The sequence below is a fragment of the Sporosarcina sp. PTS2304 genome, from assembly GCF_003351785.1.
GTDB lineage: Bacteria > Bacillota > Bacilli > Bacillales_A > Planococcaceae > Sporosarcina.
This window is the reverse complement of record NZ_CP031230.1, coordinates 1,670,001-1,683,335: the sequence shown is the minus strand read 5'-3', so window position 1 is coordinate 1,683,335 and position 13,335 is coordinate 1,670,001. Positions and strand designations below refer to the sequence as shown.

The following is a 13,335-nucleotide window of genomic DNA, read 5'->3' as shown; positions in this document are numbered from 1 at the left end:
TTGTCCACAGTCTACAGATTGAGCGAGATTTAAACTTTTTGATTTGCTGCGACTTGTTGATCTTCCAAGTAATGTTCGAAATCTTGAGTCGGACGTTTCATAGCATACGTCAGAAACATATACCCGATGACGAACAACGCGCCTGTAACGATAAAGACCGCCGGGATACCGATATAGCCGCTGACGATACCCCCGAACATCGGACCGATAATATTACCGAGGAAACGGAAGCTAGTATTATAGCCCATTACTTCCCCTTGTACTTCCAGTGGGGCTTCACGTCTGACGAGAGCTGTAGTAATAGGAATCATTCCGCCAGTTGAAATACCAAATAAGAAGCGCAAAAGAACTAGTTGCCATAAAGAAGAAACAAACGCTTGTGGAATGATAAAGACGAAAGACAGTATGAGTAATACGCCTAGTACTTTTTCATAACCAAAGTCATCTCCAAATTTCCCCCACATACGTGCAAACAGTAAATTTCCAAGACCAGTTGCACTGAATGTTAATCCAGCGAGAAAGGCTACATTCGTTGCAGCATGAGTTAAATCGGCTACATAGAGTGAAAGTAAAGGCTGAATACTAAAGTTCCCAACTTGTATCAATGTCGTAACAATCATCACGTTGAACATTAAACGGTGTTTGAAAAGTCCACCTAAAATGACTTTTCGTGAATACGCTACAACTTTTCTCGTCTTGACGCGATGTTCTTCTTTAATACCGACCAGAACAAGTAATGCTGCAATAACGACAGATACCGACGTAATTATGAATGTATAGCTGAAACCGAAACTATCCGCCATCAATCCACCTAAAACGGGACCGAACAACATTCCCGCCACGCCGCCCATCTGTAATGTGCCAAGCATTTTTCCCGCTTGCTCGCGCGGAGTTTGTGACGAAATAAAAGCTAAAGAGGTAGGTAAGAAACCAGTGACCAATCCGTTAACTAATCGCAACACGAGAAAGGCACCTACTGAATCTACAAAACCCATTAAAAACACTGAAATTGCTATACCAAAACCATTGATAAGCAAAATAGGCTTAAATCCGTAACGATCGGCAAATCGACCCCAAATAGGCGACATAATCAATGCTGTGATGAATGTGGCTCCAAAAATCAAGCCTGCCCACTTTTGAACATATTCTTCGGAAAAGTCTCCGAATGTCTCTATATATAACGACAGAAAAGGCATAATCATCGTCATCGTACCTGCTACAAGGAAGTTGGTCACCCAGATGATAATAAAATTCTTTTTATGTCTACTCAAAATAGGACCACCCTTATAATTTTGTATACGTTGTAGTATAAAACAATTCGGTAAGCGAAGGAAACCATATTGCTTACGAGCTGTCAACTAACTGTCACAAGTAGAAATATCGAAATTCCTGATCGTTTATGGTAGACTGTTTTCATGTACAAGACAAAATGAAATAGTATAAACTTGCACGTAAATTAGAGGAGGAATTCCATGTATCCACAACTATCAAATGAAGTAGCAGAAAACGAAGCACTCGTTGTCATGAATACGACAATGGGACCGATCAAAATAAAGCTGTTTAAAGAACAAGCACCAAAGACCGTGGAGAACTTCTTGACACATGCAGAAAACGATTATTATAACGGTATTATTTTCCATCGCGTTATTCCTGATTTCATGATTCAAGGTGGAGATCCTACAGGAACTGGGATAGGTGGAGAAAGTATTTTCGGTAACACGTTCGAAGATGAATTCACAATGGACCTATTCAACATTCGCGGGGCATTATCAATGGCTAACGCAGGACCGAATACGAATGGAAGTCAATTTTTCATCGTTCAAAACGCTGGTTTAGCTGGCGCATCACCTGATCAGCTGAAAAAAGGCGGCTGGCCTGAAGAAATTGCAGAGGCATATGCAGCAAACGGCGGTACACCACATTTAGATCAACGCCATACAGTATTTGGTCAAGTGATCGAAGGTATGGATGTTGTAGACGCTATTGCAGGTGTTAAGTGTAATCGCGACAATAAGCCTAAAGAAGACATTTCAATCGAATCTATCGAGATCCTTCAAAAATAAACCTGAAGTATCAAATAGGGGGAAACTAGCATGGATTTCGTTTTATTAATGCCGTTCCTATATTTTCCTGAAGATAAAACAGAATATATCCCGGCAGCTATATCATTCGTTATTTTTATGACGCTGATGTTGTTCGTATTTCGTTGGATCATCAAAAAATCTAAACGGCAAGAAGAAGAAACGAAAGAGCTTGAACAACGTATTTTAAAAGAACGTCAACAAAGTCAACATCCTGTAGAATAAATTAAAAACTGTAGACATCCTTTTGTATTCTAGGATGATCTACAGTTTTTTTAGTTGAAATGAAACCATTGCAATAAACGATTTTTTTACGAAGACGAATCATGATGGTGTGTCCGTATCGTCAGAAGTAGGATGAATGATTAAGGGAACCCTAGGAGATCAAGTGGACACTGAACGAAAAATATGTGAGGGTATTTTAAATTTGTCGAAAATGTGGCATCTTTCTTTGTTCTTTTAGTGGGCTGTGCTATGATAAAAAGAAAATACAAATCAGGTGACGAATTATGCAAACGATGGAAATGAACAAAAGAGCGGTCTTGTTGCTTAAGGAATGGGATCCTTTCCAAACAGGAGAAGATGGATACGACTCGGAAATTACAAATGTTGTCACAGAACTTCAACGTGTTGATCATCCGACTGATCTAGCGAAACGTATTCGTGAGGTCTATGAACATTCCTATGAAATTTGGATACCTTTAGAGAAATGTATGGATATCTCTTATAAGTTACTCGCTGTAAAATACGAGGCTAAATCCATTGTCTAATGCTATAAGTAACAAAAAACCACTATAGGCTATAGTGGTTTTTTGTTCAACTCTTTAAAATATGATATACTATGAAACGGCCTGAGTGGCAGACTAGATACTACTATAGATTGGGAGCTGTTTTGCATGTCTCACAAATTTGCAGTAGGAGATGAGCTAATCGGAAAAATTACCGGAATCCAACCGTACGGTGCGTTTGTAGCATTAGACGCTTCCACGCAAGGATTAGTGCATATCTCTGAAATTACGTATGGTTTTGTCAAAGATATTCACGAGTTTTTAGAAGTGGGGCAAGAAGTGCGAGTAAAAGTATTGGACATAGATGACGGTGCAAGTAAAATTAGTCTATCTATACGTGCATTACAAGAACCACCGAGTTCCTACCTGAATCATCAGCGTCCACGTCAGTCTTTACAAGAGCGTGTGGATCAACAAGATGCGGATGGCTTTAACTCACTAAAAGATAAATTAAAAGATTGGATCGAACAATCCGGTCACTAAAAAATCACGGGAGCCAATAGCGGCTCCCGTGATTTTTTAGTTTTGCAATTTTTTCAAGCGATATTGTAAGTTTTGCCTGCTCATACCGAGAGCATTTGCTGTTTTTGTAATATTGCCTTCATGCAATTTCATCGCTTTTTCTAAATAATACGTTTCTGCTTCACGTAAATACCGATCTAGAGGTACTAATTTTGATTCGCTTTGAATAAGAAAGTCGCTAGGTTGTGATTCTGTAGTAGAAGTCCCGTCTACTTTGGCACGGAATTGCAAAGGCAACATTTCTTCTGTTAATGTCTCTTCCATTGCCCACATCGACGACACTTCATCGAGTAAAAGTTCTAGCTCGCGTAAATTGCCTGGCCAGCTATATCCTTCGAATAGTTCTGTAACTTCATCATCAACTGCTGATAAAGCTGTTCCAAGCATTTCTTGTCTACTCGTAATGTAAGCTTGAACAAAAGGTAGAATATCTTCAGGCCGTTTCCGTAAAGGAGGGATTCTAATCGCAAAAGAAGCAAAAAAGTAATAAAGCTCTTTCACCAATGCCCCTGATGCGATTAATTCAACAGGGTCATCACCAATACTTGCGATAAATTGGTGGCTTGTGCTCGCCTGTTGCAAAACATGTACGAGTCTTTGTTGTAATGGAATGGATAAGCGATCAATGCGTTCGCAAAATAACGTCATATCGGGCTGTTCCACTAGCAGCTGCTCTAATCGCTGTATAACATCTGCATCTGTATGTAAACAGTGAAACGTATGAAATATTCGGTCTGCCACAGGCGAAGCGTGATGAATACCTTCTGCGATATGATCTTTACCTACACCGGTTTCACCAATGAGTAAGACAGGTAAGCCTGCATCCGCTGCTTTTTTTGCGGTTGAAATAACTGACTTCATAGTATCGGATTCGGCTGTAATTTGATCGAATGTCATAGGTCTACTCGTTCGGCGCAATGGCTGCAAAACGTATTTCTCCAATGCGGTTATATCTTGCGCAAATTCAATAGCACCGAGCAATTTATCTGCATAGTAGACGGGATATGTATCATTCATCGTTGTAATTTCCATATCTTTTCTGTTCCAATAGGTTTGTTTAACGTGTAATGACGGTTGCCCGCTTTGCAAAACATTCAATAGCGTACTCTCATTTGTATCAAAATTAAATAATTCTAATAGAGAACGATCTTTCACTTCTTCTAAATTTAATCCTTCAATTTCTTTCATTTTGCGGTTATAAATAATCGTTCTACCGTTTTGATCAACAGCGTGTATGCCGATGTTGGCGTGATCCACAGCGAATTGGTTGCAAATGGCAACTAGCGTATCATTTGTGCTCATATAGTACACCTTCCTCGGAAAAATCATTATAAAAAACATCAATTTCAGCAAAAAGAAAACTTTTTTTAGCAAAACACTTGCAAAGTGCAACAGTTTCTTGCATTATTATAAATGTAAACGTAAACAAACGCAAATTATTTTTGCGTTCAAAATATGAAGGAGGATTTGATTACTAATGATTCCATACAAACACGAACCATTCACAGATTTTACAAACGAGGACAACCGCAAAGCATATGAAGAGGGCTTGAAACTAGTTGAAAGTTACCTAGGACAAGATTACCCGTTGATCATTGGCGGCGAACGCATCATGACGGATAAGAAGTTAGCTTCGACTAACCCTTCAAATAAAGAAGAACTAATTGGTAATGTATCTCAAGCAAGTCGCGAATTAGCTGAAAAAGCAATGGAGACTGCAAAGGAAACATTCAAAACATGGAGAAAAGTAAAACCAGAACAACGCGCTGATGTATTGTTCAAAGCAGCAGCAATCGTTAGACGCCGTAAATTCGAATTCTCTGCATTACTTACAAAAGAAGCTGGGAAGCCTTGGAACGAAGCGGATGCAGATGTGGCAGAAGGAATTGACTTCCTAGAATACTATGGTCGCCAAATGTTAGAGCTTAAAGATGGTATGCCAGTAGAAAGCAGACCAGGCGAGTACAACCGTTTCGATTACGTACCACTAGGAGTAGGTGTTGTCATTTCTCCTTGGAACTTTGCTTTTGCTATTATGGCTGGAACAACTGTTGGAGCATTGGTTACAGGTAACACAGTACTATTGAAGCCAGCTTCAACAACTACAGTAGTTGCATATAAGTTTATGGAAGTACTAGAAGAAGCAGGTATGCCTAAAGGTGCAGTGAACTATATTCCGGGATCTGGTTCAGAAATCGGAGACTATTTAGTAGATCACCCATCTACACGTTTTGTTTCATTCACAGGATCACGTGAAGTCGGAACACGCATTTTCGAACGTGCTGCAAAAGTACACGACGGCCAAATCTGGTTGAAGCGTGTAATTGCAGAAATGGGTGGTAAAGATACGATTGTAGTTGACAATGAAGCAGATTTAGAACTTGCGGCACAATCTATCGTTAAATCTTCATTCGGTTTCAGCGGACAGAAATGTTCAGCATGTTCACGTGCGATCATCCACGAAGATGTTTACGATGAAGTAGTGAAGCGTGTCGAAGAGATTACGAATGAATTCAAATGGGGTAACCCTGAAGACGGCAATAACCTAGCAGGACCTGTTATTGACCAAGCTGCATACAACAAAGTAATGGAGTATATTGAAATTGGGAAAAATGAAGGTCGTCTAATTGCAGGTGGAACAGGCGATGACTCTAAAGGATTCTTTGTTGCTCCAACAGTATTTGCTGATGTAGATCCAACTGCCCGCATTTCTCAAGAAGAAATTTTTGGCCCAGTAGTTGCGATTTCTAAAGCATCTTCATTCACAGAAGCTATCGAATTTGCGAATGATACAGACTACGGTTTAACTGGTGCTGTTATTACGAAAAACCGTGACCATATCGAACAGGCACGTGAAGATTTCCACGTTGGAAACTTGTACTTCAACAGAGGTTGTACAGGTGCGATCGTAGGATACCAGCCGTTTGGTGGATTCAACATGTCAGGTACGGACTCAAAAGCAGGCGGACCAGATTACTTACAATTGCATATGCAAGGTAAAACAACTTCAGAAATGCTTTAAGAACATCAATTGTATATAGAGGAGTGTAATAATATGACAAAATCAACGAAGATTATCGACCAAACGCAAAAATACGGTGCGAACAACTACCATCCACTTCCGATCGTCATTGCGGAAGCGGAAGGTGTTTGGGTAAAAGATCCAGAAGGCAATAAATATATGGATATGCTTGCAGCGTACTCAGCTGTTAACCAGGGCCACCGTCATCCGAAAATCGTTCAAGCGCTGAAAGATCAAGCGGACCGTGTAACATTAACTTCACGCGCATTCCACAACGACCAATTAGGTCCATGGTATGAAAAGATCGCTAAACTTTCTGGCAAAAATATGGTTCTACCAATGAACACAGGTGCTGAAGCGGTTGAAACTGCTCTTAAAGCAGCTCGTCGTTGGGCGTATGATGTAAAAGGTGTAGAAGACGATCATGCAGAAATCATTGCGTGTGTCGGTAACTTCCACGGCCGTACATTAGGAGCTGTTTCATTATCATCAGATGCAGAATACAAACGCGGATATGGTCCACTACTACCTGGCATTAAGCTAGTAGAATACGGCGATATCGAAGCGTTGAAAGCAGCGATTACTCCAAATACAGCAGCATTCTTAATGGAGCCTATCCAAGGTGAAGCAGGGATCATTATTCCTCCAGAAGGTTTCTTGAAGCAAGTTTCTGAGCTTTGTAAAAAAGAAAATGTTCTATTTATTGCGGACGAAATTCAGGCAGGTCTATGCCGTACAGGAAAAATGTTCGCATGTGAATATGAAGATGTAACACCTGATATGTATATTCTTGGAAAAGCACTAGGTGGCGGAGTATTCCCGATCTCTTGCGTGCTTGCTAATGATGACATTCTAGGCGTATTCAATCCAGGTTCACACGGTTCTACATTTGGTGGGAACCCAATGGCATGTGCTGTTTCCATTGCTGCACTTGAAGTACTAGAAGACGAAGAGTTAGCTAAAAAATCCGAAGAACTAGGTAATTACTTCATGGACGAATTGAAGAAAATCTCTCACCCGTCTATTAAAGAAGTGCGTGGTCGCGGACTATTCATTGGTATGGAATTGACAGAAGAAGCACGTCCATACTGTGAAAAATTAAAAGAACTTGGTCTTCTGTGTAAAGAAACGCATGATACAGTTATTCGCTTTGCACCACCTCTTATCATTGAAAAAGAAGAATTAGACTGGGCATTAGAAAAAATCCGTTCTGTATTCTCTAACTAATAAATAGCCCACCCTGACGTTTTTATAGTTATTCTGAAAAAATTCGGAAAAGCTTTGAAATTGATGGGTGGATAAATCAAACTCCGCATGTTATAATGTGGGCGAGAAAGACAATACCAAATAAAGAGGCGAACCATACAATGACAGAAAACCTGAATCTATTTACGTCTACGCAAGTTGTCATCAAAGAAGCACTTGAAAAGTTAGGCTATGATGAAGGAATGTATGAACTACTTAAAGAACCACTACGTATGGTGGAAGTTAGAATTCCTATCCGTATGGATGACGGCAAAGTAAAAGTGTTTACTGGATACCGTTGTCAGCATAACGACGCAGTAGGACCTACTAAAGGCGGAGTACGTTTCCACCCTGGTGTAAGTGCTGATGAAGTAAAAGCGCTTTCCATGTGGATGACGCTAAAAGCTGGTATCGTAGACTTACCTTACGGCGGCGGTAAAGGTGGGATTATCTGTGATCCACGTGAAATGTCAATGGGCGAATTGGAGCGTTTGAGTCGTGGATACGTACGAGCGCTTAGTCAAGTAATGGGACCTGCAAAGGATATCCCAGCACCAGACGTTTTCACAAACTCACAAATCATGGCTTGGATGATGGACGAGTACAGTAAAATCGACGAATTTAACTCTCCTGGATTTATTACAGGAAAGCCGGTTGTGCTAGGTGGATCTCACGGTCGTGACCGTGCAACTGCAGAAGGTGTAACAATTATCATTAATGAAGCAGCAAAACGTCGTAATATCGATATGAAAGGTGCACGCGTCATCGTTCAAGGTTTCGGTAACGCAGGTAGCTTCTTATCTAAGTTTCTTCATGATTCAGGTGCGAAAGTTATCGGAATTTCTGATGCTTACGGTGCTTTACATGATCCGAACGGTTTGGATATTGATTACTTACTTGATCGTCGCGATAGCTTCGGAACAGTTACTACACTATTCGACAATACGTTAACAAATGCGGAATTGCTTGAATTAGATTGTGATATTTTAGTTCCTGCCGCGATTGAAAACCAAATTACTGAAAGCAATGCTCATAATATTAAAGCGAGTATCGTCGTGGAGGCAGCAAACGGTCCAACGACATCTGAAGCAACAAAGATTTTGACAGATCGTGGTATTCTATTAGTTCCTGACGTATTAGCGAGTGCGGGCGGCGTAACAGTGTCCTACTTTGAATGGGTTCAGAACAATATGGGCTACTACTGGACAGAAGATGAAGTACGTGAACGAATGACGGATAAGATGGTTACAGCATTTGAAAACGTTTATAATGTAGCAACGACACGTAATATAGATATGCGTTTAGCGGCATATATGTACGGTGTTCGCAAAACTGCTGAAGCAAGTCGATTCCGCGGTTGGGTATAAACAGTAAAAGGGGCTGTCCAATAAGTCCCTAATATAAATCAGGCAGCGAAAAACGAATCGTTTTTCGCTGCCTGATTTTGGTTTGTGGTCGTTCACAGTTGAAAGTAGCCGGCGGATGCACGCTACTTTCAACTGTGAACCATTGCGACGATTCCGAACTCCGTATGAACCTTTTCAAGGCCACGGAGCGATACCGTATGTTCTTCTATAGAAAAAGTGAGTTGTTCTGTGGTGTACTGTTCGTAAGTAATCTTTGGATTGCGCATAAAAAATCGTCCTTTCGTAGAGTGGGTTTGGTAACTTTATTCTACTAGAAAGGGCGATTTTTTGTACCTATTTGAAGCAAGATATCGAGTGGATTTTCGTTCCAGGCGGCGACTGGGGGAGGATCAGGTCGACAGGTGAAACATCCGGCGTATCGCTAGCGGAGCGGTATGGTTCACCGCGACCCCTCCCGAACGCGTCCGCCTGGAACGGAAAGGAACGGCGAAGAGAGGATTCTTCTATTCGTTTCATGAGAAAAAGGGCTGTCACAGAAACTTAGTTCTCACTGACTTTCTAGACAGCCTCTTTTTTACTCTACTGTTTGAATAGGTACAGTGTCATCAGTTTTTTGCCAATAGCTGAATAACACCCCGAGGGTAATCAATCCAGATAGTCCGATTAGAATGTATAAAAATCTTGCTATTGGCTGATAGGCTCCTTGTGTTAATTGAGCGATTACATCGAACTTGAAAATTCCGACAACTCCCCAGTTTAATGCGCCAATCACAGTAATAGCTAACGCAAGTTTTTGCAGTGTTTCCATAGTATCTCCTCCTATTACATAGTATCACCCGATTTTCGAAACACTATACTTGCATCGTAAATACATCTTTTTCATAATAGAGATAAGAAAGAGGAGGTATACTCATGACTACATTCGTTTTTCAAAACCCTACAAAATTAATTTTTGGTAAAGATCAGTTGCAAAAATTGCCTAATGAACTCGCTGTTTATGGAAAAAAAGTGTTACTCGTATACGGAGGCGGTAGCATTAAACGTAACGGGCTGTATGAGGAGATTATGAATTTGTTGACGGCTCATAATTTTGAAATAATTGAAATGGCGGGAGTAGAACCGAACCCACGCTTGTCTACTGCGAAAAGAGGAGCGGAACTTTGTAAACAACATGATATCGATGTCATTTTAGCAGCGGGAGGCGGCTCTGTAATTGATTGTACAAAGTTAATAGCTTCTGCTGCAAAATATGATGGAGATGCCTGGGACTTAGTTATCGGAAAAGCTAGCCCACAACAAGCATTGCCATTTGGTACAATCTTGACGTTAACAGCAACAAGTTCGGAGATGAACGCGGGATCCGTTATTACAAATGAAGAAACACAAGAGAAGTACGGCTGGGGTGGTCCATTAAATTATCCGAAGTTCTCAATTTTGGATCCGGCTTACACATTGACTGTACCCTTGGATCAGACGATCAATGGAATTGTGGATACGATGTCACATATTTTCGAACAATATTTTCATACCGGTAAAAATACAGCATTCCAAGATGAAATGTGTGAAGCGGCATTGCGTTCTGTAATGGCGACAGGGGAGAAGTTAGTAAAAGACCCGCAAAATGTCGAGTTACGAGAAGCAATGATGCTGTCAGGCGTTTGGGGATTGAATGGGTTCCTATCTATGGGGACGAGAGGCGACTGGGGAACTCATGATATTGAACATGCGATATCAGCGGTCTATGACATTCCTCACGCTGGCGGCTTAGCAATTTTGTTTCCGCATTGGATGAAACAAACATATACTCGCAATCCTAAGCGATATGTAAGACTGGCAATAAATGTGTTTGGAGTAGATCCGACTGGAAAAACAGATGAAGAAATTGCGATGGAAGGTATCGACTGTTTAAGTGAGTATTGGAAGAAAATTGGCGCACCTGTCACACTTGCTGATTATAATATTGATGATAGTCAGTTGGAACTGATTGCAGAAAAAGCAGCAATTAACGGACCGCTAGGCGGATACGCTCAATTATCTCAAGAAGAAGTACTTACATTATTGCGAGCTTGTTTATAAAAAAAGTACGCCAAGTCAGCTGACTTGGCGTACTTTATGGGTAGATTACTAACTCAACAGATTCTACATAAGTCAGCGTAGTAAGTTCTACATAGAGTGAAGAAGTAGACTTTTTGGGAAAGGCTGTTAATTTGAATTGCAGTTCATGTCGATATTTGTGATCAGTTGTTTGAAATTGTCGAATACGCATATGATCGATTTCCATACTCTCTTTTCGTAAATACTGGACTAATGATTCGATTTTAGATTTATCCGTTATAATAATAATACAAGTTGCTTCTTTCATACGCAGTCGCCGCGGTCCAAATTTGCTTAAAAAAGGTGCGATAAGTTCAATAACAAGCATCACGCTTATCACTGTGAACAGCGCTTCGATATAAAAGCCTGCACCGACAGCAATACCGATTCCAGCGGCTCCCCAAATCATGGCTGCTGTTGTAAGACCAGTAATATTGTCATTATCCCTTCTTAAAATAGCGCCAGCGCCTAGAAATCCGATTCCACTCACAATTTGTGCGGATAAACGTAGAGGATCCATAGTAATATTGATATCATGGCGAGAGGGAACTAAATAAGCTGCTTCCATTGAGATAATCGTTAGCAAACAACTGAAGGTTGCAATAACTGCACTAGTTTTTAAACCAATGGGCTTCTTTTTAATCTCACGTTCAACACCTATAATGATACTTAAAAAAAGTGCAACCGCAATTTTAATGATAGCCTCTAGATTAAAAGACTCTGTTAGTATGGTGAGCATAGTTTGTCCTCCTTTACTGACAAGGTAGAGTATATATACTACTATCATACGTTACTCGCATTAATCATGCCTTAACTTTCTAATATTTAGTAGAAGAAATGAAAGTGAAGTGATTCTTAATGAATAAATCCTTTGCCAATCCTTATCTTATGATTGCGATCGGCGTTATAACAGTTGGTATGTCAGCCATCTTCGTAAAACTAGCAACAGCTGATGCAGGAGTCATTGCATTCTATCGTATGTTTTTCTCGGTAGTTATTATGCTTCCGTTGTTTTTGTATTCCTACCGCCACGAACTAAAAGAATTGACTAAGAAGGATTGGTTGTTCTCTGCTGTTGCCGGTATCTTTTTAGCCATTCATTTCATCCTTTGGTTTGAATCTCTTAATTATACGTCAGTCGCAAGTTCAACCGTTCTAGTCACATTACAACCAATATTCGCGCTAGCTGGAACGACTCTCTTCTTTAAAGAAGTCATTAGCGGTAAAATGTTCATTTCTGTATTGATTGCGTTGACCGGCAGTGTTATTATCAGCTGGGGTGATTTTCGAGTTAGTGGATCAGCACTATTCGGTGATGCGCTAGCCCTGTTAGCATGTGCATTCATTACAGCCTACTTATTAGTTGGACAAGATGTACGGAAGCGAGTTTCTCTCGTGACGTATACATTTTTAGTGTACTCAGCAAGTTCGATTGCATTGTTCTTTTATGTATTAAGTTCTCAGCAATCATTCGTACAATATCCCGCCTCTGATTGGGGTTGGTTTCTAGCGTTAGCCATTCTTCCGAATCTTTTGGGGCACACGTTATTTAATTGGGCTATCAAATGGGTGAGTACAAATGTAATCTCTATAGCTATCTTGTTTGAACCGGTCATAGCTTCTATCGCTGCTTATTTTGTATTTCAAGAAATGATTTCTTTTTCGCAGTTCATAGGCGCAATCGTTGTTCTGACGGGGATTTTACTGTTCGTGATCGACTTTAAAGCGATAAAGAAAAAAATTTTTCCATAAAACACTTGCATTCTATATAAGTTATGTTGTATATTATTTCTTGTCGCTTGAGGCGTTCACGAAACGCTAGAAAATAACTTTTAAAAAGTTATTGACAGATCGTGACGTAAAGTGTAATATAAGGAAGTCGCTTTAATGAGAAGCGAAAACACGAACCTTGAAAACTGAACAGCAAAACGTTAACGAAATACAAGTTTGTGCATGACACAAACAAATTGAGTATCTTAAATGATGCCAGCAAATGAAATTCGAGCTAATCGATTTTCTGTTTTACTGGCTGACGAGATGCTGTAGAGTACTAGGAAGTGATCGAGCGAAAGAGGGAGCGTACTACCGTACGTGACCGACTGAGCGAGTGAAACTGACGACGTAATCTGCAGTAGCTCGTCTGCCAGTCTTATGGAGAGTTTGATCCTGGCTCAGGACGAACGCTGGCGGCATGCCTAATACATGCAAGTCGAGCG

14 protein-coding genes and 1 rRNA gene (1 of these 15 cut by a window edge) are annotated in these 13,335 nt (G+C 40.4%); 10 read left to right on the top strand and 5 right to left on the bottom strand.

Annotated elements, in window-relative coordinates:
• Positions 1-29 precede the first annotated feature (29 nt).
• Complete coding sequence (locus DV702_RS08005; protein ID WP_114924283.1) at positions 30-1,271, bottom strand: MFS transporter; 1,242 nt, start codon at positions 1,269-1,271, stop codon at positions 30-32.
• Positions 1,272-1,472: 201 nt separating this feature from the next.
• Here DV702_RS08005 and DV702_RS08000 point away from each other — a divergent pair, with 201 nt between their 5' ends.
• The 4 genes from DV702_RS08000 (at position 1,473) to yugI (ending at position 3,352) form a co-directional block, all read left to right on the top strand.
• A complete protein-coding gene (locus DV702_RS08000) occupies positions 1,473-2,063 on the top strand; it encodes a peptidylprolyl isomerase (RefSeq protein WP_114924282.1) in 591 nt (196 codons plus the stop codon).
• Between the two features lie 30 nt (positions 2,064-2,093).
• Positions 2,094-2,306 (top strand): hypothetical protein, encoded by a 213-nt coding sequence (locus DV702_RS07995; RefSeq protein WP_114924281.1) that lies wholly within the window; start codon positions 2,094-2,096, stop codon positions 2,304-2,306.
• A 284-nt stretch (positions 2,307-2,590) separates the two neighbouring features.
• Positions 2,591-2,851 carry a DUF1871 family protein gene (locus DV702_RS07990; RefSeq protein ID WP_114924280.1) on the top strand — a complete coding sequence of 87 codons (261 nt, stop codon included), beginning with the start codon at positions 2,591-2,593 and terminating at the stop codon, positions 2,849-2,851.
• Between the two features lie 126 nt (positions 2,852-2,977).
• Entirely contained in the window at positions 2,978-3,352 is a 375-nt protein-coding gene (yugI, locus tag DV702_RS07985; protein WP_114924279.1) for a S1 domain-containing post-transcriptional regulator GSP13, read from the top strand.
• Positions 3,353-3,388: 36 nt separating this feature from the next.
• On the opposite strand, the gene DV702_RS07980 is transcribed toward yugI, so the two are convergent.
• Entirely contained in the window at positions 3,389-4,693 is a 1,305-nt protein-coding gene (locus tag DV702_RS07980; RefSeq protein WP_114924278.1) for a sigma 54-interacting transcriptional regulator, read from the bottom strand.
• Between the two features lie 175 nt (positions 4,694-4,868).
• Between DV702_RS07980 and pruA the strand changes: the two genes are divergently transcribed.
• From pruA to DV702_RS07965, 3 genes are all read left to right on the top strand, one after another.
• Positions 4,869-6,413, top strand: coding sequence for an L-glutamate gamma-semialdehyde dehydrogenase (gene pruA, locus DV702_RS07975; RefSeq protein ID WP_114924277.1), 1,545 nt, complete (start codon positions 4,869-4,871; stop codon positions 6,411-6,413).
• A gap of 33 nt (positions 6,414-6,446) precedes the next feature.
• Positions 6,447-7,640, top strand: coding sequence for an ornithine--oxo-acid transaminase (locus tag DV702_RS07970; protein WP_114924276.1), 1,194 nt, complete (start codon positions 6,447-6,449; stop codon positions 7,638-7,640).
• Between the two features lie 140 nt (positions 7,641-7,780).
• On the top strand, positions 7,781-9,025 hold the full coding sequence (locus DV702_RS07965; RefSeq protein ID WP_114924275.1) for a Glu/Leu/Phe/Val family dehydrogenase: 1,245 nt from the start codon (positions 7,781-7,783) through the stop codon (positions 9,023-9,025).
• A gap of 128 nt (positions 9,026-9,153) precedes the next feature.
• On the opposite strand, the gene DV702_RS16805 is transcribed toward DV702_RS07965, so the two are convergent.
• Together DV702_RS16805 and DV702_RS07960 are read right to left on the bottom strand one after the other, a co-directional pair.
• Complete coding sequence (locus DV702_RS16805) at positions 9,154-9,291, bottom strand: hypothetical protein (RefSeq protein ID WP_162805749.1); 138 nt, start codon at positions 9,289-9,291, stop codon at positions 9,154-9,156.
• A gap of 308 nt (positions 9,292-9,599) precedes the next feature.
• Positions 9,600-9,833 (bottom strand): DUF378 domain-containing protein, encoded by a 234-nt coding sequence (locus DV702_RS07960; RefSeq protein ID WP_114924274.1) that lies wholly within the window; start codon positions 9,831-9,833, stop codon positions 9,600-9,602.
• A gap of 104 nt (positions 9,834-9,937) precedes the next feature.
• On the opposite strand from DV702_RS07960, the gene DV702_RS07955 reads away from it, so the two are divergent.
• Positions 9,938-11,101, top strand: coding sequence for an iron-containing alcohol dehydrogenase (locus DV702_RS07955; RefSeq protein ID WP_114924273.1), 1,164 nt, complete (start codon positions 9,938-9,940; stop codon positions 11,099-11,101).
• 34 nt (positions 11,102-11,135) lie between these two features.
• Here the strand turns inward: DV702_RS07955 and DV702_RS07950 are convergent, their stop codons facing one another.
• Positions 11,136-11,858, bottom strand: a complete 723-nt coding sequence (locus DV702_RS07950) for an MgtC/SapB family protein (RefSeq protein WP_114924272.1) — start codon at positions 11,856-11,858, stop codon at positions 11,136-11,138.
• A 119-nt stretch (positions 11,859-11,977) separates the two neighbouring features.
• Between DV702_RS07950 and DV702_RS07945 the strand changes: the two genes are divergently transcribed.
• Entirely contained in the window at positions 11,978-12,871 is an 894-nt protein-coding gene (locus tag DV702_RS07945; protein ID WP_114924271.1) for a DMT family transporter, read from the top strand.
• Positions 12,872-13,267: 396 nt separating this feature from the next.
• Positions 13,268-13,335, top strand: a 16S ribosomal RNA gene (locus DV702_RS07940); it runs 1,484 nt beyond the window's last position.